This window comes from Pseudoclavibacter sp. Marseille-Q434 (genome assembly GCF_050315415.1).
GTDB lineage: Bacteria > Actinomycetota > Actinomycetes > Actinomycetales > Microbacteriaceae > Pseudoclavibacter.
The window spans coordinates 128818-154106 of sequence record NZ_JBNPQH010000005.1 but is presented as its reverse complement, the minus strand read 5'-3'; the positions used below and the strand labels follow the sequence as shown (position 1 = coordinate 154106).

Here is a 25289-nt window from a genome sequence, read left to right as displayed (position 1 = left end):
ATCCGCCGGAGGGGCGACGAAAGCCCCGACGGGCTCAGTCGGCGTCGACGACCTCGGGCACCGACAGTGCCCACGCATTCATCGCGTCGAGCACGGTCCTCAGCTGCTCGCCCACTTCGGTGAGCTCGTAGACGACTCGCGGTGGAATCTCCGGGTAGGCCGTCCGGGTGACGAGCCCGCTCGCCTCGAAGCGCCGCAGTCGGTTCGTGAGCGTGTGCGCGCTGATGCCAGGGAGGCGGTCTTTGATCTCCGTGAATCGGAGGGGGCCGTGGAGCAGCTCCCGCACGATCAAGGTGGCCCAGGGGCCTTCGAGGAGGATGAGGAAGCGTGCCACACCGCACTCTGGGAGATCGTCGCATCGAGACATGGGTTCGAGCATAGGCCTTTAGTGCAGTTGACGTAACCGATGCATCGTATGCACTAATAGACGCATGACCTATCTGATCCACGGCGCCACTGGCGCCCAGGGTGCCCCCGTCGCCGCAGCTCTCGCCGCTGCCGGCCTCGACGTCACCGCCGCTGTCCGCACGCCGAGCACCTATGAGGGGCCGGGAACGGCCGTGGCCGTCGACTTCACCGACACCGCCTCGCTGACCAGCGCCTACCGCGACGTCGACGGGGTCTTCGTCCACCTGCCCATCGGGTCGCCTGCACAGCAGCTCGCGGCGGCCACCGCCGTGGCCGACGCCGCGGAGGCATCCCGTCCCGCCCGAGTCGTGGTCTCCACGAGCGGATACACGCTCGAGGACCCGGAGAGCGCGCTCGCGGTGCTGGTGCGCAGGCTCGACGAGGCTGGGATCTCCACCGCCGTCGTGCAGCCCCGCCTGTACCTCGAGAACCTCCTGCTGCCGTTTGTCGCGGGACCGGCGAAGGAGCGCGGCGTGCTCAGCTACCCCATACGGGAGGACTATGCGGTCTCCTGGAGCTCTCACCTCGATGTCGCGGACGTCGTCGTCGGCCTCATGCGAGACAGCTCGATCACCGGGATCGTCGGTGTCGGCGCCTTGCCGGGTCTGCTCGGCAAGGACCTCGCGGCGAGCTTCGAAGCACGCCTCGGGAAGCCCGTCAGCTTCGAGAGCCGCGACCCGGACGACTTCGGGACGGACCTCGCCAGGCTCATCGGCCCGGGGGCGGCGCCCGTCATCGACTCCTACAAGTGGCGAGCCACGCAGCCCGACGAGGTCATCGACGAGGCGACGAGCGCGCAGCAGCGCCTCGGCATCAGCCCCCGCTCTGTGACCGACTGGCTCGGGCAGATGGGCGTCTGACCGAGGGCGTCCGTCACGCGAGCGAAGCCGGGAGCCTTCGAGCTCGGCTCCCCTGCTTAGCTCGTGGACGAGGGGCAACCGCGCGTGTGTCCATCGACCGCCGCCTACTGTGTGGTGGAGAAGACCCGGGAGGTCGCAATGGAGAGCCGCACGCAGCCGACTTCCATCAAGGTGCGAGGTGCACGGGCCCATAACCTGAAGAACGTCGACGTGGACGTCCCGCTCGGTCGCCTCGTGGCGATAGCGGGAGTGTCCGGGTCGGGGAAGTCGTCGCTGGCGCTCGGTGTCCTGTACGCGGAGGGCTCGCGGCGCTACATCGAGGCGCTCTCGACGTACACGCGGCGACGCATGACCCACGCGACCCGGGCGACGGTGGACTCCGTTCAGCATGTCCCTGCTGCGCTGGCGCTCCGTCAGCGCCCAGGCATCCCTGGAGTGCGATCGACCTTCGGCACGTCGACGGAGCTGCTGAACGTGCTCCGCGTGATGTTCTCGCGCCTCGGGTCCCATCTGTGTCCGAACGGGCATCGGATCGCGCCGACGATCGATGTCGCTGCGAACAAGGATCTCGTCTGCCCCGAGTGCGGCGTGAGCTTCTCCCCGCCGGGCGCGGAGTCGCTCGCATTCAACTCGGACGGCGCCTGTGCCGAGTGCAGCGGTACCGGATTCGTGCGCGACGTGGATGACGATGCGCTTGTCCCCGACCCGTCGAAGACGATCGCAGATGGAGCGGTGGCTCCGTGGGGGATGTTCGGCCTTGCCGTGATGCCCCAGGTCGCCGCGGAGCTCGGGGTCCGCATCGACGTGCCCTACCGCGAGCTGACCGACCAGGAACGGCTCATCGTCATGGACGGGGCTCCGGTCAAGCGCGAGATCAGAGTGCCGTCCCGATCCGGCAAGCTCTTCGACCTGAACTTCACCTATCGGAACGCGCGGCAGGCGGTTCGCGAGGCGATCGACAATGCGAGCAGCGAAGCGGGGATCGCCCGTGTGAACCGCTTCATCACGACGCATCAGTGCACGGTCTGCCACGGAACTCGACTCTCGGAGCAGGCGCTCGGCAGCGAGGTCTGTGGCATCGATCTCGCGCAGGCGGCGAGGAAGGACCTCGAGGCGATCCTCGCGTGGGTGGCGGCGGTCCCGGAGTCGATGGATGACACCCTGCAGTCGATGGCGGCGCTCATCGCCGGGCAGTTCGCCGAGATGGGGCAGCGGCTGCTGCAACTCGGGTTGGGGTATCTGACGCTCGACCGAGCGAGCTCGACGCTCTCCACCGGAGAGCGCCAGCGAGTCCAGCTGGCGCGAGCCGTGCGCAACGAGACGACCGGCGTGCTCTACGTCCTCGACGAGCCTTCGATCGGACTGCATCCGGCGAACATCGACGGCCTGATCGGGGTGATGCACGACCTCCTCGCCGACGGCAACTCCGTCGTGCTCGTCGACCACGACGTGCAGGTGCTCCGCGAGGCGGACTGGCTGATCGAGATCGGCCCAGGGTCCGGCGGGGCGGGAGGCACCGTGCTCGCGGAGGGAACCGTCCCCGAGATCGGCGCCCACCCGGCATCGCTGATCGGAGAGTTCCTGGATGGGCGAGCTGAGACCATCACCAGGGTGCGGAGCGACGCGGCGGGCGTCTTCACGCAGGGCACCGTGCGACTCGAGACCTCGGCGGTGCACACCGTGCACCCGCTGCAGGTCAGCATCCCGAAGGGGCGTCTCACCGCGGTGACCGGCATGTCGGGGTCCGGGAAGACGACGCTCGTCCTCGAGAGCCTGGTGCCGGCGATCACCGCGGCCCGTCAGGGCACGGTGCCGCCGAGTCACGTGCGAAGGCTGGACCCTGCGGGCCTCAACGAAGCCAACGTCGTCGACGCGTCTCCCATCGGCACGAACGTCCGTTCGACCGTGGCGACGTACAGCGGGGTCCTGGATGATCTGCGTCGACTGTTCGCGGCGACTCCTGAATCACGTGAGCGCGGGCTCAAGGCGGGTGACTTCTCGTACAACACGGGCTCGCTCCGTTGCCCGCGATGCGAGGGCACCGGTCAGGTGGTGCTGGATGTGCAGTTCCTGCCGGACGTCGACATCCCCTGTCCCGACTGCGGGGGCAGCCGGTACCGGCCTGACGCGCAGGCGATCCGGATCGCCACGGAGGGAGGTGAGCGCAGCATGCCGGACCTGCTCTCGGCCTCGGTCTCGGACGCCGCCGAGATGCTCGCAGGCCTTCCCAGACTCGCGAGGAAGCTGCGGACCCTGGTCGAACTCGGTCTCGGCTACCTGACGCTGGGCGAGGACACCCCTGCGCTGTCGGGGGGTGAAGCGCAGCGCCTCAAGCTCGCCACCGAGCTCGGGCGCAAGCACGGCGGCAGCCTCTTCATCCTCGACGAGCCGTCCGTCGGCCTGCATCCCCTCGATACGAGAGTGCTGCTCGACGTCATCGATCGGCTCCTGGCGACCGGTGCCACGGTGATCATCATCGAGCACGACCTCGACATGATCGCTAATGCCGACTACGTCATCGACATGGGGCCGGGTGGCGGCACCCCGGGAGGCCGCGTCGTCGCGACCGGCACGCCGGAGGAAGTGTCGATCAGCCCCGAGAGCGTGACCGGGCGATACCTGGCCCCGATGCTTCGGGACGTGCGGCACAAGCCGTCGCGCTCCTAGCGCGGGCGTGCGAGCAACGAGTGGGCGCGCGGTGGGCACCCTCTCGCTCCTGCGCGCTACGTCTTCGACGAGCTGCGCTACCGCCGATACGAGTTGAAGTGCGACAGTCTCAACACCCCGTCCCGCCGCACAACCGAGCGCCTCCGCTTCGTGTTCGAGGGCGCGTTCCGGTAGCCGTCGCGGGGGTGGGGCCGATGCTCACGCGAGGTCGGCGAGGTCCTCCGCAGTGAGAGTGATGGCGTCTGCGGCCATGTTCTCCGCGAGGTGAGCGGGTGACCCGGTCCCGGGGATCGCGAGGGTGACCGGTGAGCGCGCGAGAAGCCAGGCGAGGGCGATCTGTGCGGTGGTCGCCTCGTGGCGGGCTGCGACGGTGGTGAGCCGGTCATCCGTGATGTCGGAGAAGCCGCCACCGAGCGGGAAGAAGGGGACGAAGGCGATCCCGACCTCCTCGCAGGCGGCGAGCACCTCGAGGTCGTCGCGTTGCGTGGCGACGAAGTGGTTCTGGACCGCCGCGACCGGGGCCACAGTGAGCGCCTCGTGCAGGTGCGCCGTCCCGGCGTTGCTCAGCCCGAGGTGTCGGATCAACCCCTCGTCGCGCATCGCGGCGAGCGCCTCGAAGCGAGCTGCGGCCGATTCCTCGGGTGCGCCGAGTCGCAGGTAGACCAGGTCGAGGCGCTCGAGGCCCAGGTTCTCGAGGTTGGTCTCGACCATCTGCCGCAAGGCGCTCGGGTCGGTTGTCATCTCCACGCCACCCCCTGGTGTCCGCTGGGGGCCCACCTTCGTGGCGATGACCAGGTCATCGCGGTACGGGTGCAGCGCCTCGCGGATGAGGGTGTTCGCGCTGAGTGCGCCGTCATCGCTGACATAGAAGTCGGCGGTGTCGATGTGGTCGACACCCGCCGCGATGGCCTGGCGCAGGACCTCGCGGCTGGTCTCGGCATCGCGGGCGGGGCCGCTGAAGCCGTTCGCGGCCAGACGCATGGCGCCGTAGCCGAGGCGACGGATCGGCAGATCTCCCCCGAGAAGGAAGGTGTTCTGGTTGCTCACGTGGTGGCTCCTGTTCAGGGGGGGGTGGTCAGTCGGTGATGATGGCGTCGCGGCGGATCCATTCAGGACCGGCAGCCGCGCTGTGCAGGAAATGGGCGACGTCTTCACGACTGATCGTCGGGGCGCCCTTCATGGGGACGTGCTCGCCGGACCGGTAGGTTCCCTTGCCGGGCTTGTGGGTCAGCGTCGTGGGATAGACGAGTGTCAGGTCGAGATCACTGGCGCGCAGCAGACGCTCTGAGGCTGTCTTGTCGGCGTAGACGGAACGCAGGAAGGTGCTGTACATGATCTTCTGGACGGGCGTCGAGGAGGGATAGGTGTCACCGGCGCCGAACGAGGACAGCCACACGACCCGAGTGGTGCCGGTCTGCTCCGCTGCTGAGACCAGCGCGGCGGCGGCCCGTGAGAACAGGTCGGTCGGCCCCATGGACCGACCCCGGCCGAGGGTCGAGATGACCACATCCTGGCCGATCATCGCCGTCGCGAGATCCGCGGGTGCGGTCGGGTCGCCTCCGAGGACCGTGATCTGGCTCGAGAGGTCGGCGAGCGCTTCCGGGCGACGCACCAGGGCGGTGACGCTGTCTCCCGCGCGTTGCGCGCGCTCGAGGACGAGGCGTCCTGTGGGTCCGGTGGCACCGATTACGAGCACCTTCATGGGAGGCTCCCTGTCTGCTGGCTCAGTTCCGACTGAACGCCGGCACACTGAAGCGGACATCTGTCCGCTTGAGACGACCGTAGCGGACAGTTGTCCGTTTATCAAGGCGTGGGCATGGCGGGCACTCGTGATGCTCGCCTCGGAACCTGCGACAGGGAATGCGCCCGGGGTGATCAGGCTGGCGCTCGGAGCCCTGCCATGACCAGGTCGAGAAGTCGGGAAGCCTGGCTCTGCCAGTCACCGGAGGGATCGATCTGCCAGATGCCCGCGATGGCCAAGAGAAAGTCGCCGGTGGTGATGTCGGCGCGTATTTTGCCGGCATCGCGATTGGCGACCAGCAGCGACTCGACCGCGTCGCGCACCATCACGTAGGCGGGATTCGCGTCCATAGCGGGCCTCCCCGCCTGATCGAAGGCCTCGGCAAGGCCGGACTTGACCATCGCGAAAGCTGCCAGACGGTTCATCCACTCACGGAGGGCGTCATCGGCCGCGAGCTCCTGAAGGAGCGTCGAGGCGCTGGTCACGACCTGCTGGACCTCGCGCTGGTAGACCTCGAGCACCAGGGACTCCCTGTTCGGGAAGTTCCGATAGAACGTGCCCTGACCGACGCCGGCCCGCTTCGCGATGACGCTCAGCGCCACATCCGGATCCCTGGTCAGCTCTGCAGTGGCGGCCTCGAGCACCTTCTCGCGGTTGCGCTGCGCGTCGGAGCGCTGGGGGGTCGTGCCAGTCGACGTCATGGTCAATCTCCTTCAGCGGACCGGATCCGAGCTGCTGCGTTGTCCTGCGAGCGTAACGGACGCCTGTCCGCATGGCGCCTTCGCAGCTTGCGGTCCAGATGCGCTCGGTGCGCTCGGGTCGGTGGGCGTCTCCCGGCCCGGGGACTTCTCCTCAGCTGACCGGCCCGGGCCCCGTGGCACCGTGGCACCGTCTCAAGGCTCCAGGGCATCCAGGATCGCGACGATCGGGCCTTCCTTGGCGTCACGCCACCCTTGACCTGCCCAGAGGTGGACGAGCGTGCTGTCGCCCGCGGCCGTCGCGTTCGCCCGCATCGCGCGGGTCAGGTGGTGGAGCGCCGGATACCCGACGGGCGCATCCGCGTGGCTTTCGACGAAGGCGTTCACGAGCGCCCGTGCGGGGCGGCCGGTAAAGGCACGCGTGAGGGTCGTCTCGGTGTAGCGGTCATCTGCGAGTGCGGCCTTATGCGTTGCGGACGCTCCGCTCTCGTCGGACCGGAGTACCGCGGTTCCGACCGCGACCAGGTCTGCGCCCGCGTCGAGCATTTCGCGTACCTGGTCGCGACGAGTGATACCACCCGATGCGATCAGCGGCAGGTCCGTGACCGTGCGCACGCGCTCGACGAGCGTCGCGAGCGGGACGTTCTCCGGGAAGGTGTCCGCATCCCAGACGCCGCTGTGACCGCCGGCGTCGTACCCCTGAACGGTGAGGGCATCGGCGCCGGCTGCTGCAGACCGTCGCGCCTCGTCGACGGACGTCACCGTCTGGATCGTGAGGACCCCAGCCGTCTTCAGCCTCCGGAACACGTCCGGTGAGGGGAGCCCGAACGTGAAGCTCACCACCGGGGTTCGACTGCGGATGACAGCATCCAACTTCTCCGACCACTCGTCGTCGTCTTCCAGCCTGGGCGCCATGGTCGCGGCGTCGTCGTGCGTGGACGCGTGCTGCCGAATGCGCTCCCAGTACGCGGCGTACCCCGCTTCGTCGATGGGGTGGGGGTTGGGGACGAAGAGATTGACACCGAATACCGGCACCCCTGCCTCGGTCACCTCAGCGATCTGCGCCTCCAGGGCCGCCGCTGTCTTGTACCCGCCAGCGAGCTGCGCGAAGTGTCCTGCTCTTGCGGCCGCGATGACGAGGGCGGGAGTGCTCGGACCGCCAGCCATGGGCGCGACGGCGATGCGCGTGAACGTGTCCAGGGGCGAGGGGAGGGGCATTGTCGAACCTTTCCGTGATCACCCTGTGCAGGGTGACTCGATCACTTTCGCACCAGTTCCAGTGGCGACGAGCGCCTGGTCATCGGCGAGGGGGAGCAACGGGTAGTCGGGGCCGTAGGCGTCCAGGGTTCTGCGGATCAGCTCCGGCGGGTAGGGCGGCAGCTGCCCGTCCGCGTGCGGGATGACCGTCTGCTCCACCAAGCCGAGGCCGGCGAGATCCGTGAGCGTCGGCCCATCCGCAGGATCATCCATCAGCGATGCAGGCGTAACGTCGGGCCCCGCGATGATCGACCCGGCGCTGGAGCCGACGTAGGGGAACCCCGCTCGCACGAACCTGACCAGGGGCTCGTCGCAGCCGGAAACGCGCAGCCCCTCGAGGAGCGCGAAGGTGCTCCCACTGGCCACGTACACCGCATCCAGCCCTTCCAGCACGCGCTCGAACTCGGTCGGGTCCAAGTCGCGAACGGTGATCCCGACGATCTCATGGCCGAGCTTCGCCACCGAATCGCGTTCCGCTCGCACGAACGGAGCCTCCGCGAACGCCGCCTGAGCGTCGTCGATGTAGCCGAGGCGGAGCGGAGCTGCCCCACCAGTCGAGTCGGCGAGGAAGGGTGCCAGCGCACCCGTGCAGCGAGAAAGCAGCAGGATGTTCACGCCGGGAACGGTACCAGCCACCCCCGACAACGGCGCCGACCCGGTGTCCGCGACACGGGCCGCGCTACTCGTCCTCGTCGAGCGGATGCGCGATGGTCGGGATCGGAGCCGTCAGCGGTCGCCCTTCCCGCTGCAGCTTCCGCTTCTGCAGCTGCCAGAGCACGGTGAGGATGAGGAACCAGACGGGTGCTGCGAGGAACGGCAGGCGCGTGTCGTCGCCGTAGATGAGCGTGCCGGCAATGAACACGAAGAACGCGAGCACGAGCCAGGGGGCGACGCGTGCGAGCGGCATCTTGAACTTCGACGCGCGGTGCTTCTCGGGGTACCGCCGCAGGTACACGATGTAGCTCACGACGATGGAGCCCCACGTGAAGAGGATGAGCGTCGCGCACATCGACGAGACGAACGTGAAGGCGGCGATGACCTCGTCGCCCGCGAAGAGCAGCGGTACGGCGGAGAAGAGGAAGACGCAGGTGAAGAAGACGGCCTTCGTCGGCACGCCCTGCCTGCTGGTCGACGCGAACCCCGCGAGGCCGAAGCCGGCGATCGCGAGCGTCGACACGAAGGGGCTCTTGCCCGGCTCGATCTTGTCCCACGGTGTGACGCTCATGATGACGATGAGGGCGCCGACGTAGAAGATGAGGATGCGTGCGACGATCGAGTTGATGGCCTTCGGCAGCGTCTTGCGGGGGTTCTCGGTCTCGGCGGCGGCAGTGCCGACGAGCTCGACCCCGATGAACGAGAAGATCCCCATCTGGAAGCCGAGCACGAACCCGCTCGCGCCCATCGGGAACATCCCGCCGTGTCGGCCAGTCGCTCGGCTACCCCGTTCGCGAGCTGATGCGCACCGACGACCTCTACATGATCCATGGCCTCGTCGCCGAAGGGCTCGGCTTCGCCCTCTCGACGGATGCCGCCATCGACCCCGACTTCGACGTCGTGCTGCGCCCCGCCGTGCAGGACCTGGGGGAGCGGCACGTGTCGTTTGTCACCCGCCGGGGATCCGTGCCGAAAGCTGCGGGCTGGCTCGCGGAGATCCTGCTCAGCGGCCGAGCGCCTGCAGCGGGTCGCCCGTGAGTCGGAACGTGTCCCACTCATCCATCGGGAACGCCCCGAGGCTCGTGTAGAACCCGATCGACGGCTCGTTCCACTTCAGCACCGACCACTCGAGGCGCCGGTACCCCTTCGCGACGCACTCCTGCGCAAGCGAGCCGAGCAGCGCCTTCCCGATGCCCCCGCCGCGCGCATCCTCCCGCACGTAGAGGTCCTCCAGCCAGATGCCGTGCTCGCCCTCCCAGGTCGAATAGCTCAGGAACCAGAGGGCGATGCCGTCGAGGCGCGTGGAGTCGGCGCCGGCCTCGGTCTCGCGCGGCGCTTCCGCGACCGTCGCGAACACCGCGGGGTTCTCGCCGAAGAAGTTGCGGTGGAGCTGCTCCTCGGTCGTCTTGACCGCGTCGGGTTCGCGCTCGTAGACGGCGAGCCCGCGGATGAGGTCGAGGATCTGCGGCACGTCGGCGGGAACAGCAGGGCGGATGGTCGGCTCGGTCACGGCACGACGCTAACAGCCGGTCGATCCGATTCGCTGGTCGGCGGAATCCTGTGGTAGCTTCCCGGCAGGACATGTAACTGGTCAAGCAGGCAGGATCCGAACGCTTCACTCACGTGACGGCGATCGGGTCCTTTTTTTGTGCCCACTTTTCCAGGCAGGCGTCCACCTACTTCCCCCACCCCTTGGATCCAAAGGAGGACCCATCATGACTCGACAGGATGACGCGAAGGCGATTCTCGCCGGCGTCGGCGGCGCTGAGAACATCAGCGGGCTCACTCACTGCAGCACGCGACTGCGCTTCACGCTCGCCGACGACGCCCTGGCCGACCTCAACGCGCTGAAGTCGCTTCCCGGCGTTCTCGGCGCCGTGCGCAGCGGTGCGCAGACCCAAGTCGTCGTCGGCAATGACGTGGTCCCTATCTTCGACGCGATCGAGCGCGAACGCCGCGGCACGGCGGATGCTCCGGCAGCCGGGGGCACCGCAACGCGGCGTGAGTTCTCGTGGAAGCGCGCGGGCGGAGTCCTCATGGACTTCATCGTGAGCGTGTTCTCGCCGCTGGTTCCCGCCATTGCCGGTGCGGGCATCCTGAAGTCGTTGCTGGTCGGAGCCGGGGCTCTCGGCTGGCTGTCCGTCGAGTCCGAGACCTACCTCCTCCTCTCGGCCATCCCCGACGCGGTCTTCGCCTTCCTCCCGCTCCTCGTCGCCTACACGACGGCAAAGAAGCTCAACGTCAATCGTCCGCTCGCGCTCGGCGTCGTGGCCATCCTGCTGTTCGCGAACTTCACGACCCTCATCAACCAGGACGGCGGGGTCTCCCTCTTCGGCATCCCGGTCCAGGCGGTCAACTACAACTCGCAGGTCTTCCCGTCGATCCTCGCTGTGCTGCTGCTGTGGCCGCTCGAGCGCTTCTTCAACAAGGTCTCGCCGGGGCCGATCCGCGTGTTCTTCGCGCCCTTCATGTGCTACCTCATCGTCGCGCCGCTGCTGATCCTGGTGCTCGGCCCGGTCGGATTCTGGCTCGGCTCGATCCTCACGGGGGCCATGATCGGCCTCTACAACACGCTCGGCTGGGTCGCGGTCGCCATCCTCGCCGCGCTGCTCCCGCTTGTCATCTCCGTCGGCATGCACAAGGCCTTCATCCCACCGACCATCGCCACAATGGCGCAGACGGGTAAGGACACGTTCTACCTCGTCGCCTCGCTCGGCCACAACATGGCCGAGGCCGGCGCCATGTTCGCCGTCGCGCTCCGCACCCGCAGCAACCGTCTGCGCGCTACGGCTGTCTCCGCCGGTATCTCTGCGCTCTTCGGCATCACCGAACCGGCGATCTACGGCGTCACCCTGCAGAACCGCAAGGTGCTCGTCTCCGTGATGGCCGGTGCTTTCGCCAGCGGTGCCTACCTGGGTCTCACGGTCGTCTCGGCTTTCGCGCTCGTGGGCCCCGGCCTCGCGAGCTTCACGATGTTCGTGGACGGCCTCAACCCCATGAACATCGTGCACGCGGCGATCGGCGCGGTCATCGGCATCGCGGTGGCGTTCATCATCTCGCTCATCACGTGGAAGGACTCGACCTCGCCGTCACTGCGTGACGAGAGTGTCGACGCGGATGCTCTGGGAGCGTCGGCCGAGTCGAGCTCAGCGGCGGTCGCGCAGCCAGCAGCGGCAGCTGCAGCTCCGGCCGGCGCCGCGACAGTGATCGCTCCGATGACCGGCGAGGTCGTCGCGCTCTCGAGCGTCACCGACCCCGTGTTCTCCGGAGGAGTGCTCGGGGACGGGGTGGCCATCCAGCCCGATTCCGGTGCGGTCCGCGCCCCCATCGCCGGCACCGTCACCTCGCTCATGGACTCGCATCACGCCATCGGCGTCACGTCGGACGATGGGGTCGAGGTCCTCGTGCACGTCGGCCTCGACACGGTCAAGCTCGACGGCGCCCCCTTCACGGTGCATGTCGCCCAGGGCGACCGGGTCGAGCAGGGGCAGCTGGTCATCGAGGCCGACCTGGAGGCGATCCGCGCGGCGGGCTGCGACACGACGACCCCCGTCGTCGTCGTCAACTCCGCGAAGTTCCCCGTCACTGTCCTCGCCTCCGGGCACACCACGATCGGCGACCCGCTCGCGAGCATCGCCGCCACACACCACAACGTAGAGAAGGAGCTTGCCAATGGCACTGCCTGACGGATTCCTCTGGGGCGGCGCGATCGCCGCGAACCAGGTCGAAGGCGCGTGGAAGGACGGCGGGCGAGGTCCCGCGGTCACTGACGTCAACACGTACAAGCCGAAGGCCGACCCCAAGCAGTACGCGGTCCACCACGTGAACACGCTCGAGAGCATCCAGGCCGCCATGGCCGACCCCGACGAGCTCACGTACTACCCGAAGCGGCGCGGCATCGACTTCTACCACCGCTACCCGGAGGACCTGGCGCTCTTCGCCGAGATGGGCTTCAAGGTGCTGCGCGTGTCGATCGCGTGGACCCGCCTCTACCCGACCGGCGAGGAGCTGGAGCCGAACGAGGAAGGGGTGCAGCACTACCTCGACTTCTTCACCGAGATGCGCCGGCTCGGCATCGAGCCGCTCGTCACGCTCGCGCACTACGACCCGCCGCTGCACCTCGCGCTCAAGAACAACGCGTGGGCTGACCGCAGCATCCTGCCGCTCTTCGAGCGCTTCGTGCGCACCTGCTTCGACCGGTTCGGCCACCTCGTCACGAAGTGGCTGAGCTTCAACGAGATCGACGGCATCATCCGTCACCCGTTCACGTCGGGCGGCATCATCGAGGAGACCGTGGATGGCAGCGTTGAGCAGGCCTGCTACACGGCGCTCCACCACCAGTTCGTCGCATCCGCGCGTGCCACGCAGCTGCTCCACGAGCAGTACCCGGACTCGCAGATGGGCTGCATGCTCACGATGCTGACCACGTACCCGAACACCTGCCACCCCGACGATGTCGCGGCGACGCAGGCGAAGGAGCGGATGCTGTTCCTCTGCACCGACGTCCAGGCCGGCGGGGCCTACCCTCGCCTCGCGCTCAAGGCCCTCGAGCAGATGGGCGTCGAGATTCCGTTCGAGGACGGCGACGCCGAGCTGCTCCGCGAGCACCCGGTCGACTTCATCTCGTTCAGCTACTACATGTCGCTCACCGAGTCGGTGAACCCGGACGCGGAGCGCACGCCGGGCAACACGATCCTCGGGGTCAAGAACCCGTTCCTCTCGTCGAGCGAGTGGGGATGGCAGATCGACCCCACCGGGCTTCGCATCTCGCTCATCGAGCTCTACGACCGCTACAACAAGCCCCTGTTCATCGTCGAGAACGGTCTCGGGATGCGCGACGAGCTCGAGGAGGACGGAACCATCCACGACCCGTACCGAATCGACTACTTCCGCGCGCACTTCGAGGAGATGATCCGCGCGGTGGATGAGGGCGTCGACCTGCTCGGCTACACCAGCTGGGCCCCCATCGACAGCATCAGCGCATCCACCTCCCAGATCACGAAGCGCTACGGGTTCATCCACGTGGATATGGACGATCTTGGGCGTGGAACAATGGAACGTCGCCGCAAGGATTCGTTCTACTGGTACCAGAAGGTCATCGCGACGAACGGAGCGGATCTGTCCTGAGCCTCGCGCCGCCCCACGGTGGCCGCACAGGCAGTGTCGACGGAGACACACCAATGCAGACAATCAGAAAAGTTCTCAACTCGAGTGTCGTGCTCGCCGCTGACGAGCACGGCACCGAGTTCGTGGTGCTCGGAAAGGGCATCGGATACGGGCGCAAGCCGGGCGAGGAAGTCGTGCAGGACGGGGCGAACCAGGTGTTCGTCTCGCTCCCGAAGGGCGACCAGCGCAACCTCGAGGACCTGCTCACCCAGATTCCGGGGGAGTACATCGAGCTCACGAGGGCGATCGTCGCGCGCGCCGAGGCCGGTGGGCTGGACCTCGATCCGCACATCTACCTCGCGCTCACCGACCACCTGCACTTCGCTGTCGAACGACACCGCAAGGGGCTGGCGACGGTGAACCGGCTCGCCTGGGAAGTCCGAACCATCTACCCGAAGCAGTACGAGATCGGTCTCGCGGCCGTCTCGATGCTCAACACCCGCACGGGGGTCGAGCTGCCGGAGCAGGAGGCCGCGAACATCGCGTTCCACCTGGTCAACGCCGATACCGGCAACACCGGGGTCGACTCGATGCGGATCGTACAGCTCGTCAGCCAGGTGGCGACGGTCGTCACCCACTCCACGGGCAGGCAGCTGCACAACAACGAGCTGCACGGCGCGCGGTTCGTCGCGCACCTGCAGTACTTCGCGCGGCGCTTCTTCGACGGCAAGCTCGCGACGAGCGCCGACGACTTCCTCTTCAACAGCCTCAGCGAGCGCTACCCGGCCGCCGTCTCGGCGGCCGAGCGTGTGCGCGTGTTCGTGCGTCAGGAGTACGAGCAGGAGCTGCCGAACGAGGAGATCGCGTTCCTGGCGCTGCACATCGCGAGGGTCTCGACCGACTGAGCCTCGGCGCTCACCGGCGAGCCGGGCGTCAGACCCAGCGCACCCAGTTGGCGCCGCTGCCGGTCTCGACCTGCTGCAGCTCGGTGAGGTGGTTGCCGTTGACCTCGTACAGCGACACCTGCGTGGAACCCTCGCCCGCGGCGACGAGGAAGTGCCCGTCGGGGCTCATCCCGAATCCTCTCGGCTGTTGCTGCGTGACCGTGAACGCTCGCGCGTCCTCGAGTGAGCCGTCCTCGGAGACCTTGAGGGGCGCGAGCGTGCTCGTCGTGCGCTCGGAGGTCCACAGGAACTGCTCGTCCGCACCCCAGTGCACGTCAGCGCCCCAGATGGAACGGGGCTCGAGCGGATTCGCACCGAGAGTCCCCCGCTGGAGGCCTTGGAGTGCGTCCGCGAAGCTCGCCGCGTCGACGAGCGACAGGATGCCCGTGGCCTGGTCGCGCGCGAAGCGCAGCACCTCGCCGCTGAACTCGGTGATCACGTAGGCGTCGGTCTCTGCTCCGTTGAGCACGATGTGGCGGGGCCCGCTGCCGGCCGGTGCTGCCGCGCCGACGGGGTCGAGCGGCTCGAGGTCGAGGTCGTCCGTGATCGCGTACTGTCCCACGAGGTCGTCGCCGAGCGAGACGAAGTACGCGAAGCGGCCGTCGCTGCTCGGGGCCACCGAGTGGAGGTGCAGGTGCTCGACGACGGCCGTCGGCTCGCCGACCTCGCCGTCATCGACCGGCGCGATGAGGCCGTAGTTCGCCGAGTACGCGGCGCCGAGCAACGCGGACCCGTTCTTCGTGAGCGCAACGTAGTTGAGTCCACCGCGGGGCGTATCGCGCCGCGAGACCTGCGTCAGCTCGCCCGACTCGCGGTCGAGGCGCAGCGTCACGATGCCGGCCGGGCTGCCCTTCACCGAGGCGTAGACGAGGTCGCGCGCGGCGTCGACGACGAAGTTCGAGCATCCGGTCAGCCCGGAAGCGACAGCGAGCCGCTCGAGGGCGGTGCCGTCGAAGCGGAACACCGAGATCGAGCCTTCGCCTGCATTCGCGACGAGTACGAGTTGGGTGGTCATGCAGTCTCCTTCTGTGTTGCTGTGGCCGCGCGCGCAGCCACGACGACCGAGAGCACGTCGGCGCTGTGGTCGAGACGGCGGTCTCGCGCGTCTATGTCGTGCTCGCGGATGATGCGCTCGAATTCCTGGAACTCCTCCACCATGCGGTGCGGGTACTTCGTGAGGTCGACCTGCTCGGCGCCGCCGCCGCGGGGCGCGTAGCTCACAGAGGCCATGACGTTCGGCGGGCCGTCGACGACGATCCAGCCGTCCTCGCCCTGGATCTTGCTCCGGATGGGGCCGTCAGAGTCCTTCGCGCAGACGCACACGGCGGTGGTCTCGCCGTAGTCGAGGACCAACACGCCTGACGTGTCGACGCCGCGCTGCACGTTCGGCGTGTAGCTCACGTGCTTCGGCCGACCGAGCAGCCCGACGACGAAGTGGATGGCGTAGATGCCGAGGTCCATGAGCGCTCCGCCGCCCTGCGCGGGGTCGAAGGCCGGCAGCACGGTGCCCTCGCGGAAGGCGTCATAGCGGGAGGAGTACTGCGAGTAGTCCGACTGGATGAGCTTGACCTTGCCGACCAGGTCGAAGTGCTCTCTGATCCAGCGGTAGTTCGCGAGGTACTGCGTCGTGATGGCCTCGATGAGAATCAGGTCGCGTTCCGTCGCGAGGGCGCGCAGCTCCTGCAGCTCCGATTCCTCGAGCACGAACGGCTTCTCGCAGATGACGTGCTTCCCGGCCTCGAGCGCCTTGCGGGAGACCTCGAAGTGCAGGGAGTTGGGCACGGCGACCCAGACCGTGTCGACGGATGCGTCGGCGAGGCACTCGTCGAGGTCCGTGTAGACCCGCTCGATGCCGAACTGCGTCTGGAGCTCTTCGAGACGCTCGCGACGGCGACCGGAGATCGCGGCGAGCTCGAGCCCGGGGACGTCGGCCACGTGGGGAAGGAAGTCGGCGACGATCTGCCCGGCGCCGATCACAGCGAGCCTCATCGGCGGGTCCTCGGCTGCGTGGCGCGCGTGGGGGAGATCGTGGGATGCACGCTGTCGATCCTATTCGGGGCCCGACCCGTGCTGGTCGTCCGTGCCCGTTCGCGGGTTGTCGTAGCACCGCCGCCTGCGAACGCGGGCGAGATCGCGGAGGAAACATCCAGGGCCTCGCCGCCTCGCCCGCCATCGCGGGGAGGGGAGTTCTCCCCGCCTCCCGCACGCGCCCTGCAGTGCGAGTGCATCGCAATCTGCGGGTCTACGCTCGCCGACATCCCGGACCAGCCGGGCCTGTCGAAGGAGTTCTCATGCGTCGAATCGCCTCAAGCATCACCGCAGCCCTCTTCGCCGTCGGGATCGCCGTCTCCGCCCCGGCGATCGCGAATGCCGGCACGGAGCAGATGTACTGGACCGGCGGATCGCTCGCCGACTGCCAGGCAGTGCAGCGCACGTACATCAGCTCGTGGACGAAGATCACCGAGTCCTGCCACCGCAACGGCAACGGCTACTCGTTCACCTGGACCTCCATCTAGGCGCCCAGAGCCGGGCGTTCAGCGCTCGAGTTCGGAGGCGCCCGGCGAGACGACGCTGAGTGTGACCGTCCGCTTGTCCGGGTCGACCGACTCGACGCGAACCACGACCGGGGCGCCCAGCTCGAGCGCCGAGGCGTCGCCTACGACCCTCGCCCTCACCGCCGGATCGCGCAGCAGCACGGTCGCCCTCGCCCGTCGCTCCGTGGCTTCACCGGTCGGTGAGGACTCGACGACGATCCCGTCGAGCTCCTCGCCGACCAGTGATCCGAGCAGCACTGCCTCGAGCAGGTCGACGGTTCCTCGCTCGTACGCGTTCGCGCGCTGCGACCCCGCTGCCATCTCAGCCGGGAGCGCGCCGAGCGCATCCACCACCCAGGACGGCACCTCTCGGCCGGCGCAGTATGCGAGCGCGATCTCGGTGCTGTACCGGTCGACGAGGCGTCGGAGGGGCGCCGTGACGTGCGCGTACTCGGCGGCGATAGCGCTGTGCGATGCGCCGCGCGGGACCTCCTGATGCTCCGGCGTTCCGAACGCCACGTACCCAGCGCCGCGGAACAGACGGGTCGCCTCGGTCGCGAACGCCGCGTACTCGGGACGCGACGTGTCGATGGTTCGCACGAACTCGGCGTAGGAAAAGCTCGGGGACCAGTCGAACCCGAGGGCCGTGGCGACGCGGCGCAAGCGCTCGACATCTTCGGGGCGAGCCTCGTCGAGGGTGCGCCAGATGCCGACGCCGGCGCGGCGATGCAGCCTCGCCGCGGCGATGCCGGTGAGCAGCGACAGCTGCGCGTTGAGCTCCTCGCTCGCCAGCGGCTCGCGCAGCACCAGCCGGTAGCGGGACCCGTTTTCGCTACGCTCGATCTCCTGGTCTGGGACCTCGAGCGTTGCGCCCCCGCGCGTGAACTGGGCGTCGATGCGCAGCTGACCCACCTCGGCGAGAAGCTGCAGCAGCTCGTCGGCGGTTCCGTCGTCGAGCTGACGCTGCACGGACCCGTAGTCGAGCTGCGCCCGCGAACGGACCACGGATCGACGTACGTCGATGTCGTCGAGCAGCTCACCTGACGCGTCGAGCCGCATCCGCCACACCACTGCCGGTCTGTCGACGTCGGGGAGCAGGCTCGCGGCACCCTCGCTGAGGACGGTCGGATGCAGGCCGAAACGGCCGTCGGGGCCGTACACGGTGAGGGCGCGTCGGTGGGTCTCGGCGTCGAGCGCGCCACCCGGCTCGACGAACGAGGCGACGTCGGCGATCGCGTAGAACACCTCGAACCCGGCGGGTTCAGCGTCGGCTGCCGCGACGCGTCGGAGGAAGAAGGCCTGGTCGAGGTCGCGGGACCCGACGGGGTCGAGGGTCACGAAGGGCAGGTCGCGGAGGTCCTGCCTGACGGAGTCTGGTCCGGCGTCGAACTCGAGTGCCGCAGCTGCCTCGGCCTCGAGCAGCGCGTCGGCGGGGTAGCCGACGGGGATCTCGAGTTCGGTGCGCAGCCGCTCGAGGTACGGGGCGAGCACATCGGCGGCCGCGCCGGCCTGCACCGCGCGCTTGCTCATCGGGTGCTCAACTCCGGAGCGTGGACTCGGCTGTTCGACTGCATAGCGTCAACGTAGCCGGTGCCGCCGACATTCGAGCCGAGCATGCATCCCGCGCCGAAGCCACCTCACCTCTCGATCTCGCCCCCGTCCGCCTCGCGGCTGGCACCGACCGGCGTGACGCGGCCGCAACGCTCTGAGCGGAACCGGATGCGCCCCATACGTTTTCCATAGAACGGTGGGTCACGATAAGCGCATGGTTGACTTCAACAAGATTCTCGGCGCGGCCTCCAAGGCCCTCGGCAACTCCGGTGGCTCCAGCAACTCCGGCAACCGGGGCGGCGGGAAGAGCGGCTCCGGGGACTGGAAGGACATGGTCCGCAAGGTCGCCGACCAGGTGACCGGCGACGGTCAGCAGTCGCGCGGCCAGCAGGACTACCAGAGTCAGCAGGGCTACCAGAACCAGCAGGGCCACCCGGGGCAGGCGCCCCAGTACGGCCAGCAGGGCCGGTACGACCAGCGGCCGCCGAGCGCACCGAGCTACGGCTCCCGACCCGGTGCGAGCGCCGGGTCGGGAAGCGCCGCCGACAAGGCGGCCATCGCGAAGTACGACTACCTCCTCAGGACGGCTGCGCCCGATCAGCTCGAGCAGGCCCACCGTGAGGCGTTCCAGCGCCTCACGCCTGAGCAGCGCGACCAGGTGCGCGAGCGCCTGAGCGCCGAGTCCGGCCCGTACGACCGCCCCCAGTCGAGCTCGCCGGACGACCTGGCCCGCGCCGCGACGCGCGGAGAAGTGCAGCGGCCCGGGTTCATGGCGAAGGTGCTCGGCGCGGGAAAGCGCATCGCCTCCTCGCGTGGCGGTGGCAACTTCACTCCCGGTTCCAGCCGTGGCGGCTCTTCCCGCTTCGGCCGAGGCATGGGCGTCGCGGGAGCCGGAGCGGCTGCGGCCGGTCCGGGAGCGCTCGGCGGTATCGCGCTCGGCGTCGTCGGGGGCGCCGTGGCGAGCTCCGTCGCCCTGCCGCTGCTCGGCGACGCGATGGCATCCGGTATCGACTTCGACGGCATCGCCGCATCCGGCATCGAGGGGTTCGAGGGGCTCACCGCCGACCTCGGTGAGTTCGGCGGCATCGGCGAGACCGTCTCCGGTCTCGGCGAGCAGGTCGGCGGATTCGGCGACCAGTTCGCCGGTGCCGGAGAGCAGCTCTCAGGAGCCGGCGATCAGTTCCTCGGCGGCGTCGAGGAGCAGGCAGGCAACTTCGGCTTCGATATCCCCGGCCTCGGAGACCTGTTCGGCAAGTAGCTCACGCCTCCTCGAAGGTTTCAAGCCTGGCACTGACCAACTCCCGTGATGGATGAGCGTTCGCGCGGCCCCTGAGCTCGCGATCCGCGCATCCATCATGGATGTTGGCCCCGATGCCCGCGTCCGGGGTCGCCGACCGCGACCCCGCGCCGCGGGCGTCGGCCGTTAGGCTCGGATGATGGCGAACCGCAGTTATCTCTACGTTGTCGACGAGATCCCAGGTCAGGGGGCCCCGCTCAAGCGGGTCACCGGTCTCTCGGAGTGGAAGTGGGATGTGCCGCTCGTGCACGAGCTGCTCGTCTCCGGGTCCGGCCGCCTCGTTCCCTCGACGATCTGGGATGCGCCTGCCATGGCGATCCTCGGCGACTACGACCAGGGCGTCGCCAACCTCGAGCGCCTCTTCGCGCAGCTCCCGCACGACGAGGAGACGCAGCGGCAGATCGCCGAGGCGCGCAACGCGCTGAACGACCCCGCGAACCGCGGTCGCTACCTGCTGCTCGAAGTCGCTGAGATCCACGTGCTGGGCGTCACGGACGACGACAACCCGTTCCCGGAGATGCTGACCGAGGCGCAGGGCATGGTACGCGACGACGAGGCGAGCGTGGATTCGCTCATCCGCTACGCGCTCGGGCTTCCCGCCGAGAAGCGCCAACAGCTCACCGGCTCCGGGTCGTGGGCCAACAACCTGTACTTCGCGCCATCCGGGGTACCGCAGCAGGAGCCTGCCGCGGCGCCGGATGCCCAGCCAGAAGTCCAGCCAGCACCGCCGGCCGCCGCCCAGTACGCAGCGCAGACCGAGCAGCAGGCGCCGCAGTTCCCGCCGCCGACGGGACAGCCGCAGCAGGTCCTTCTCGTCAGGCCTCTCGCGAACGGGGCCGTGCAGTGGGGCGTCGGGCTGCTCGCGCTCATCCCGTTCCCGTTCGTGAGCGCCATCGTCGCGGGAATCGTCATGACGGCGGTCGGACGGTCGCGCGCACCGGCGACCGAGGCCGGGGAGCGGAACCGGACGAACGCCGCCAACTGGGGGATCACCTACCTGATCTCCTCAGTCATCCTCATCGCGCTGCACATCGCGTTCCTCATGACCTTGGACGAGTACTCGTCGACGTTCTACCCGATCGGCATCCCCATCACCATCTGGTTCGCCCTCTCGGTGACGCACGTCGTGCTCTCGATCGTGGGCCTCGTGAAGGCCTCGCGGGGCGTCGTCTTCAAGCCCATCGCGCTGCCGTTCTTCAGTCCCCGCGCGCAGGTTCGCTGACTACGCAGCTGCCCGTGAGCTCGGCGTCTGCGAGCGGCCCCTGTCCAACTTGCGTGATGGATGGCCGAATCCGGTGTCTCACGGCGAACAACAGGGCATCTCGTCCCGGAAGTTGGCCCGTCGGCAAGTCCCGGAGAACCGCCCGCGGCGCTAGTCGTCGCCGCGCGTGAGGCGCTGCGAGAAGTAGACGGGGATGAACGACAGCAGGATGAGGACGGTCGCAGCAACGTTGACGAGGCTCGCCTCGTTGGGCCGGCCCATCTGGTTCATGATCCAGAGCGGCAGGGTGTCGACGCCCGGAGGGGCGGTGAAGATCGTGACCACCACTTCGTCGAAGCTGAGCGCAAACGCGAGGAGCGCGCCTGCGATGAACGCCGAACGGAACTGCGGGAAGGTGACGAGGCGGAAGGTCTCCCAGATGCCCGCGCCGAGGTCCATCGAAGCTTCCTCGAGGCTCTGGTTCATGCGCCGCAGCCTGGCGAGCACGTTGTTGAAGACCATGACGATGCAGAACGTGCCGTGGGCGATGATCATCCCGAAGTAGCCGAGCTGGATGCCGATGGGGTCGAGGATGCTCGAGTACGTGTTGCTGAGGGCGACACCGGTGACGACACCCGGCAGGGCGATGGGCAGCACAACCAACAGGTTCACCGCATCCCGCCCGAAGAACGAGTACCGCTGCAGGGCAAAGGCGACGAGCGTGCCGAGGATGCAGGCGATGATCGTCGCACCGGTCGCCGTGATGATCGAGTTCAGGATCGCCGTGTGGAGCGACGTCTCGCCTGCCGCCTTCACCCACCAGTCGAGCGAGAAGCCGGGGATGGGCCAGGCGGAGATGCGGGCGGAGCTGAACGAGTTGGCGACGACGAGGAGCAGGGGCACGTAGATGAACCCGAGGACGGCGATGACAAACGCCCCCAGAGCGAAGCGAGCGGTCTTGGAAAGCCTGAGCATGCGGACTCCTTGGAAGGGGCGCTTCTTTTGGAGAAGCGCTAGAGCCGCTCGAGCGCGCCGGTGCGGCGCACGGAGAGCAGGTAGATGAGGACAAACGCGATGGGGATGACGGAGAAGGCTGCCGCGAGCGGCGGGTTGAGGTTGATGTTCGAGGCGATGATGCTGCCGATCATCTGCGTGGAACCGCCCACGAACTCGGCCGTGATGTAGTCGCCGAGGCTCAAGGAGAACGTGAAGACGGAGCCCGCGATGAGCGCCGGCACGATGAGCGGCAAGACCACGGAGCGTACGGTGAGCCAGTTGCCGGCGCCGAGGTCGGAGGCCGCGTCGAACAGGTTGTCCGGGATCTGCCTGACGGCCGTGTAGACCGGCATCGCCATGTACGGGAACCACAGGTAGCAGAGCGTGAGGATCACGGTCGGGATGCTGAAGCCCGGTCCGGAGATGCCGAACGGGTTCATCAGCCAGTTGAAGAGGCCGTCCTCCGTGAACGTGATCCGCATGGCGAGCACCTTGACGAGGTAGCCGGCCCACAGCGGCATGGTGATGGCGATGACCAGCAGCTCGCGGTTGCGTGGGCTGGCGATCTTCGCCATGAAGATGCCGAGCGGGATGGCGATGGCGGCGCAGATGAGGGTCACGGCGATCGCGATGCCGAGGGTGCGGAAACTCGTCGAGAGGTAGGCAGGCGTCGTGATGATCGCCTCGAAGTTGGCGAGCGTGAAGCCTGGCTTGACCTTCGATGTGAAGGGGTCGGTGACCCAGAAGGCGGTCACGAGCAGGAAGGCCAACGAGAAGATGTAGATGCCGACGAGCCACAGCATCGGAGCGGCGAGCAGCCCGCCGAGCCGCGCGCTGCGGTGTCGGTGGAGCCACGAGTCGAGTGTCGTCACGAGGTGATGCCTTTCAGTGGTCGACGGCTTGGGAGGGCGGCGCCTGAGGGGTGGCCGGCGGCGGCTTTTCAGGGCCGCCGCCGGCCGGGACGAAGGCGGGTCAGCCCTTCACGGACTGCCAGGCGTTGGTCCACTCCTGGAAGTTCGTGCACTGCACGTCGGTGCGGCCGTCGACGCACTGCTCGATCGGGGTGGTCCAGAACCACACCTTCGAGAAGTACTCCTCGTCGAGGGCGTGGAACTCCTCGCAGTGAGCGGTCGCCTCGGCGTTGAGTTCGCAGAAGGCGCCGTTGGCAGGGGCCATGCCGAAGTTCATCGCGATCTGGCCGTTGACCTCGGCTGCGCTGGTGTAATCCATCCACAGGTAGGCGCAGTTCGGGTTGGCGGACTCAGCCGAGACCATCCAGGCGTCGGACCAGCCGGTGGAGCCTTCCTCTGGCAGCACACCCTTGAGGCGGTCGTCTTCCGAGAGCTTGCGGAGCACCTCCCACGAGGTGCCGACGACTGACGTGCCGCCCGTGAACGAGGTGATCTGGGCGACCGGGTCGCTCCAGTACTCGCTGACGATGCCGTTCTGTGTCTTGAGCAGCTCGACCGCCGCGGTCAGCTGCGCCTCGTCGAGCGCGTATGGGTTCGTGATGCCGAGGTCGGGCTGGGTGGCCATGAGGTAGACGGCGGCGTCGGCGATGTAGATGGGGGCGTCGTACGCAATGATCTGCCCCGCGTACGGGCTGTCGGCCTCCCAGGCGACGTCCCAGCTGGTGGGCGCCTCGGTGACGACCTCGCTGTTGTACTGCAGGATGTTCGCGCCGCGACCGATCGGGACGCCGTAGCTCTTGCCGTTGATCGTGTCGTACACCTGGCCCTTCATGCCCTCGACGATGTCGTCGCCGAAGTTGGGGATGAGGTCGACGTTGATGGGGGCGACGTCACCGCCGGCGATGAGGCGGAGGCTCGCGTCTCCGGAAGCCGAGACGAGGTCGTACTCGCCCGTTCGCATGAGGGTGACCATCTCGTCGCTGGTGCCCGCGACGCGGCGGTTGACGACGCATCCGGTCTCTGCGGTGAACTGGTCGCTCCAAGCGGGCTCGACGAATCCGCTCCAGGCGACGATGTTGACTTGTCCCTCGCCCTCGCCGAGCTCTTCGAGCATCGGTACGTCTGGCACGTCGATGCTGAGGCCGCCTTCGCCGCCCCCGCCTCCCGCGTCGGAGCTGCAGCCCGTCAATACCAGGGCGGATGCGGCGGCCATGGCAGCGAGTGCCACGTGCGATTTCTTCATGGGTGCTGTCCTTCGGTTTGAGGGTCAGGTGGTGGGGTGGAGCGGGTGGAGAGGATTAGGAAGACGGGTCAGGAGATGACGGCGACGTGCTCTTCGTGCCAGGTCGCCCGCACCGTGGAGCCGCGTGCGAAACCGCGGCTCGTGGTGCTCGTCTCGGTGTTGTGCATCTCAGAGATGAGGCGCACATTCGTGTCGGTGCGGATGATGAAGCGCGTGCTCGGGCCCGTGTAGACGACCTCCTCGATGACTCCGACGGCCCCGTGCAGGCCCGGCGAGACGGCTTCGTCGATGGCGTGCAGCGTGATGCGTTCGGGCCGGATGCTGACCAGCCCGTCGATTCCGGTGGCGGACTTGGCCGCATCCGCGTCGAGGAGGTTGGAGACGCCGAGGAAGCCGGCGACGAACGGGGTCGCGGGGGAGTCGTACACCTCGATGGGGCTGCCGATCTGTTCGATGCGACCCTTGTTGAAGACGGCGATGCGGTCGCTGAGCGTCAGTGCCTCTTCCTGGTCGTGGGTGACGAAGATGAAAGTGATGCCGATCTCGCGCTGGATCTGCTTGAGCTCGATCTGCATCTGCTCGCGGAGCTGCTTGTCGAGCGCACCGAGGGGCTCATCGAGGAGGAGCACGCGGGGCTTCAGGATGAGGGCGCGCGCGAGGGCGATGCGTTGGCGCTGTCCGCCCGAGAGCTGGCTGGGCTTGCGGTCGGCGAGGTGCGCGAGCTGCACCTGCTCGAGCGCCTGCTGCACCCGCTCGGCGCGCTCAGCCTTGCTCGCTCGGCGCACTCGGAGGCCGTAGGCCACGTTTCGCGCGACCGTCATGTGCGGGAAGAGTGCGTAGTCCTGGAAGACCGTGTTCACCTCGCGGCTGAACGGCGGCGCGTTGGTGACATCCGTGCCGCCGAGCTCGATGGTGCCGCCTGTCGGCTGCTCGAACCCGGCGATCATGCGGAGCACCGTGGTCTTGCCGGAGCCGGACGGGCCGAGCATCGAGAAGAACTCGCCGGATCGAACCTGCAGGTCGAGCGATTCGACGGCAGTGAAGTCGCCGAACCTCTTGCTGACGCCCGTCAGGGTGACGCCGGCGGGCGCCTGAGTGGGCTGGTCGGTCACGCCTTCGCGTGTGTCGGTGGTCGACAAGTGGTCCTCCTTGGAACGGCGCTGTCTGCGGATTAAGCGCAAACATATAGTTCCAGAAGTCATATTTCAAGCTCGTGTCCAA

General features: G+C 68.0%; 24 protein-coding genes. 9 read left to right on the top strand and 15 right to left on the bottom strand.

Going from position 1 to position 25289, the window contains the following annotated elements; all coding sequences use genetic code 11:
• Nucleotides 1-34 precede the first annotated feature (34 nt).
• Nucleotides 35-367, bottom strand: a complete 333-nt coding sequence (locus ACQFZP_RS17220) for a winged helix-turn-helix transcriptional regulator (protein ID WP_151424893.1) — start codon at nucleotides 365-367, stop codon at nucleotides 35-37.
• Nucleotides 368-431: 64 nt separating this feature from the next.
• Between ACQFZP_RS17220 and ACQFZP_RS17215 the strand changes: the two genes are divergently transcribed.
• Nucleotides 432-1268, top strand: coding sequence for an NAD(P)H-binding protein (locus ACQFZP_RS17215; RefSeq protein ID WP_211892203.1), 837 nt, complete (start codon nucleotides 432-434; stop codon nucleotides 1266-1268).
• A gap of 138 nt (nucleotides 1269-1406) precedes the next feature.
• Complete coding sequence (locus tag ACQFZP_RS17210; RefSeq protein ID WP_211892202.1) at nucleotides 1407-3935, top strand: ATP-binding cassette domain-containing protein; 2529 nt, start codon at nucleotides 1407-1409, stop codon at nucleotides 3933-3935.
• Between the two features lie 198 nt (nucleotides 3936-4133).
• On the opposite strand, the gene ACQFZP_RS17205 is transcribed toward ACQFZP_RS17210, so the two are convergent.
• The 6 genes from ACQFZP_RS17205 to ACQFZP_RS17180 form a co-directional block, all read right to left on the bottom strand.
• The gene (locus ACQFZP_RS17205) at nucleotides 4134-4982 is read right to left on the bottom strand and encodes an oxidoreductase (protein WP_211892201.1); all 849 of its coding nucleotides are present in this window, start codon (nucleotides 4980-4982) and stop codon (nucleotides 4134-4136) included.
• 28 nt (nucleotides 4983-5010) lie between these two features.
• Nucleotides 5011-5637 (bottom strand): NAD(P)-dependent oxidoreductase, encoded by a 627-nt coding sequence (locus tag ACQFZP_RS17200; protein ID WP_104310188.1) that lies wholly within the window; start codon nucleotides 5635-5637, stop codon nucleotides 5011-5013.
• A 173-nt stretch (nucleotides 5638-5810) separates the two neighbouring features.
• Nucleotides 5811-6377, bottom strand: coding sequence for a TetR/AcrR family transcriptional regulator (locus tag ACQFZP_RS17195; protein ID WP_211892200.1), 567 nt, complete (start codon nucleotides 6375-6377; stop codon nucleotides 5811-5813).
• A 192-nt stretch (nucleotides 6378-6569) separates the two neighbouring features.
• On the bottom strand, nucleotides 6570-7592 hold the full coding sequence (locus tag ACQFZP_RS17190) for an NAD(P)H-dependent flavin oxidoreductase (protein ID WP_211892199.1): 1023 nt from the start codon (nucleotides 7590-7592) through the stop codon (nucleotides 6570-6572).
• An 18-nt stretch (nucleotides 7593-7610) separates the two neighbouring features.
• Nucleotides 7611-8246: a Type 1 glutamine amidotransferase-like domain-containing protein gene (locus tag ACQFZP_RS17185; RefSeq protein WP_211892198.1), complete on the bottom strand. Its 636-nt coding sequence runs from the start codon at nucleotides 8244-8246 to the stop codon at nucleotides 7611-7613.
• Nucleotides 8247-8310: 64 nt separating this feature from the next.
• Complete coding sequence (locus ACQFZP_RS17180; protein WP_249312685.1) at nucleotides 8311-9033, bottom strand: amino acid permease; 723 nt, start codon at nucleotides 9031-9033, stop codon at nucleotides 8311-8313.
• 53 nt (nucleotides 9034-9086) lie between these two features.
• On the opposite strand from ACQFZP_RS17180, the gene ACQFZP_RS17175 reads away from it, so the two are divergent.
• Nucleotides 9087-9323, top strand: coding sequence for a hypothetical protein (locus ACQFZP_RS17175; protein WP_249312683.1), 237 nt, complete (start codon nucleotides 9087-9089; stop codon nucleotides 9321-9323).
• Here ACQFZP_RS17175 and ACQFZP_RS17170 read toward each other — a convergent pair.
• Nucleotides 9289-9795 carry a GNAT family N-acetyltransferase gene (locus ACQFZP_RS17170; RefSeq protein WP_211892197.1) on the bottom strand — a complete coding sequence of 169 codons (507 nt, stop codon included), beginning with the start codon at nucleotides 9793-9795 and terminating at the stop codon, nucleotides 9289-9291. The two genes, ACQFZP_RS17175 and ACQFZP_RS17170, sit on opposite strands and share 35 nt — an antisense overlap.
• Nucleotides 9796-10000: 205 nt before the next feature.
• Here ACQFZP_RS17170 and ACQFZP_RS17165 point away from each other — a divergent pair, with 205 nt between their 5' ends.
• The 3 genes from ACQFZP_RS17165 to ACQFZP_RS17155 are packed head-to-tail and all read left to right on the top strand — an operon-like array spanning nucleotide 10001 to nucleotide 14296.
• Complete coding sequence (locus ACQFZP_RS17165) at nucleotides 10001-11971, top strand: beta-glucoside-specific PTS transporter subunit IIABC (RefSeq protein ID WP_104310193.1); 1971 nt, start codon at nucleotides 10001-10003, stop codon at nucleotides 11969-11971.
• The gene (locus ACQFZP_RS17160) at nucleotides 11958-13412 is read left to right on the top strand and encodes a glycoside hydrolase family 1 protein (RefSeq protein ID WP_104310194.1); all 1455 of its coding nucleotides are present in this window, start codon (nucleotides 11958-11960) and stop codon (nucleotides 13410-13412) included. Before ACQFZP_RS17165 ends, ACQFZP_RS17160 begins: the two co-directional genes overlap by 14 nt.
• A 53-nt stretch (nucleotides 13413-13465) precedes the next feature.
• Nucleotides 13466-14296 (top strand): PRD domain-containing protein, encoded by an 831-nt coding sequence (locus ACQFZP_RS17155; protein ID WP_211892196.1) that lies wholly within the window; start codon nucleotides 13466-13468, stop codon nucleotides 14294-14296.
• Nucleotides 14297-14324: 28 nt separating this feature from the next.
• Here ACQFZP_RS17155 and ACQFZP_RS17150 read toward each other — a convergent pair whose 3' ends face one another.
• On the bottom strand, nucleotides 14325-15350 hold the full coding sequence (locus tag ACQFZP_RS17150) for a lactonase family protein (protein WP_211892195.1): 1026 nt from the start codon (nucleotides 15348-15350) through the stop codon (nucleotides 14325-14327).
• Nucleotides 15347-16324, bottom strand: a complete 978-nt coding sequence (locus ACQFZP_RS17145) for a Gfo/Idh/MocA family protein (RefSeq protein WP_211892194.1) — start codon at nucleotides 16322-16324, stop codon at nucleotides 15347-15349. The genes ACQFZP_RS17150 and ACQFZP_RS17145 overlap by 4 nt, the downstream gene beginning before the upstream one ends.
• 302 nt (nucleotides 16325-16626) lie before the next feature.
• Here ACQFZP_RS17145 and ACQFZP_RS17140 point away from each other — a divergent pair, with 302 nt between their 5' ends.
• Nucleotides 16627-16851 carry a hypothetical protein gene (locus tag ACQFZP_RS17140; RefSeq protein WP_068477982.1) on the top strand — a complete coding sequence of 75 codons (225 nt, stop codon included), beginning with the start codon at nucleotides 16627-16629 and terminating at the stop codon, nucleotides 16849-16851.
• A gap of 18 nt (nucleotides 16852-16869) precedes the next feature.
• On the opposite strand, the gene ACQFZP_RS17135 is transcribed toward ACQFZP_RS17140, so the two are convergent.
• The gene (locus ACQFZP_RS17135; RefSeq protein WP_211892193.1) at nucleotides 16870-18399 is read right to left on the bottom strand and encodes an RNB domain-containing ribonuclease; all 1530 of its coding nucleotides are present in this window, start codon (nucleotides 18397-18399) and stop codon (nucleotides 16870-16872) included.
• A 235-nt stretch (nucleotides 18400-18634) separates the two neighbouring features.
• Between ACQFZP_RS17135 and ACQFZP_RS17130 the strand changes: the two genes are divergently transcribed.
• Together ACQFZP_RS17130 and ACQFZP_RS17125 are read left to right on the top strand one after the other, a co-directional pair.
• Complete coding sequence (locus ACQFZP_RS17130) at nucleotides 18635-19678, top strand: hypothetical protein (RefSeq protein WP_211892192.1); 1044 nt, start codon at nucleotides 18635-18637, stop codon at nucleotides 19676-19678.
• Between the two features lie 178 nt (nucleotides 19679-19856).
• Nucleotides 19857-20939, top strand: coding sequence for a DUF4870 domain-containing protein (locus tag ACQFZP_RS17125; RefSeq protein ID WP_211892191.1), 1083 nt, complete (start codon nucleotides 19857-19859; stop codon nucleotides 20937-20939).
• Nucleotides 20940-21089: 150 nt separating this feature from the next.
• On the opposite strand, the gene ACQFZP_RS17120 is transcribed toward ACQFZP_RS17125, so the two are convergent.
• From ACQFZP_RS17120 to ACQFZP_RS17105, 4 genes are all read right to left on the bottom strand, one after another.
• Entirely contained in the window at nucleotides 21090-21893 is an 804-nt protein-coding gene (locus tag ACQFZP_RS17120; RefSeq protein WP_211892190.1) for an ABC transporter permease, read from the bottom strand.
• Nucleotides 21894-21931: 38 nt separating this feature from the next.
• Nucleotides 21932-22786, bottom strand: a complete 855-nt coding sequence (locus ACQFZP_RS17115) for an ABC transporter permease (protein ID WP_307852968.1) — start codon at nucleotides 22784-22786, stop codon at nucleotides 21932-21934.
• A gap of 100 nt (nucleotides 22787-22886) precedes the next feature.
• On the bottom strand, nucleotides 22887-24068 hold the full coding sequence (locus ACQFZP_RS17110) for an ABC transporter substrate-binding protein (protein WP_211892189.1): 1182 nt from the start codon (nucleotides 24066-24068) through the stop codon (nucleotides 22887-22889).
• Between the two features lie 68 nt (nucleotides 24069-24136).
• Complete coding sequence (locus tag ACQFZP_RS17105) at nucleotides 24137-25207, bottom strand: ABC transporter ATP-binding protein (RefSeq protein WP_249312682.1); 1071 nt, start codon at nucleotides 25205-25207, stop codon at nucleotides 24137-24139.
• Nucleotides 25208-25289: the final 82 nt, after the last annotated feature.

Excerpts from the sequence above, each read along its gene's own strand:
- ACQFZP_RS17220 (WP_151424893.1), bottom strand. The coding sequence starts at position 367 with ATGTCTCGATGCGACGATCTCCCAGAGTGCGGTGTGGCACGCTTCCTC.
- ACQFZP_RS17215 (WP_211892203.1), top strand. The coding sequence starts at position 432 with ATGACCTATCTGATCCACGGCGCCACTGGCGCCCAGGGTGCCCCCGTC.
- ACQFZP_RS17210 (WP_211892202.1), top strand. The coding sequence starts at position 1,407 with ATGGAGAGCCGCACGCAGCCGACTTCCATCAAGGTGCGAGGTGCACGG.
- ACQFZP_RS17200 (WP_104310188.1), bottom strand. The coding sequence starts at position 5,637 with ATGAAGGTGCTCGTAATCGGTGCCACCGGACCCACAGGACGCCTCGTC.
- ACQFZP_RS17195 (WP_211892200.1), bottom strand. The coding sequence starts at position 6,377 with ATGACGTCGACTGGCACGACCCCCCAGCGCTCCGACGCGCAGCGCAAC.
- ACQFZP_RS17190 (WP_211892199.1), bottom strand. The coding sequence starts at position 7,592 with ATGCCCCTCCCCTCGCCCCTGGACACGTTCACGCGCATCGCCGTCGCG.
- ACQFZP_RS17180 (WP_249312685.1), bottom strand. The coding sequence starts at position 9,033 with ATGGGCGCGAGCGGGTTCGTGCTCGGCTTCCAGATGGGGATCTTCTCG.
- ACQFZP_RS17175 (WP_249312683.1), top strand. The coding sequence starts at position 9,087 with ATGCGCACCGACGACCTCTACATGATCCATGGCCTCGTCGCCGAAGGG.
- ACQFZP_RS17165 (WP_104310193.1), top strand. The coding sequence starts at position 10,001 with ATGACTCGACAGGATGACGCGAAGGCGATTCTCGCCGGCGTCGGCGGC.
- ACQFZP_RS17160 (WP_104310194.1), top strand. The coding sequence starts at position 11,958 with ATGGCACTGCCTGACGGATTCCTCTGGGGCGGCGCGATCGCCGCGAAC.
- ACQFZP_RS17155 (WP_211892196.1), top strand. The coding sequence starts at position 13,466 with ATGCAGACAATCAGAAAAGTTCTCAACTCGAGTGTCGTGCTCGCCGCT.
- ACQFZP_RS17150 (WP_211892195.1), bottom strand. The coding sequence starts at position 15,350 with ATGACCACCCAACTCGTACTCGTCGCGAATGCAGGCGAAGGCTCGATC.
- ACQFZP_RS17145 (WP_211892194.1), bottom strand. The coding sequence starts at position 16,324 with ATGAGGCTCGCTGTGATCGGCGCCGGGCAGATCGTCGCCGACTTCCTT.
- ACQFZP_RS17140 (WP_068477982.1), top strand. The coding sequence starts at position 16,627 with ATGCGTCGAATCGCCTCAAGCATCACCGCAGCCCTCTTCGCCGTCGGG.
- ACQFZP_RS17135 (WP_211892193.1), bottom strand. The coding sequence starts at position 18,399 with ATGAGCAAGCGCGCGGTGCAGGCCGGCGCGGCCGCCGATGTGCTCGCC.
- ACQFZP_RS17130 (WP_211892192.1), top strand. The coding sequence starts at position 18,635 with ATGGTTGACTTCAACAAGATTCTCGGCGCGGCCTCCAAGGCCCTCGGC.
- ACQFZP_RS17125 (WP_211892191.1), top strand. The coding sequence starts at position 19,857 with ATGGCGAACCGCAGTTATCTCTACGTTGTCGACGAGATCCCAGGTCAG.
- ACQFZP_RS17120 (WP_211892190.1), bottom strand. The coding sequence starts at position 21,893 with ATGCTCAGGCTTTCCAAGACCGCTCGCTTCGCTCTGGGGGCGTTTGTC.
- ACQFZP_RS17110 (WP_211892189.1), bottom strand. The coding sequence starts at position 24,068 with ATGAAGAAATCGCACGTGGCACTCGCTGCCATGGCCGCCGCATCCGCC.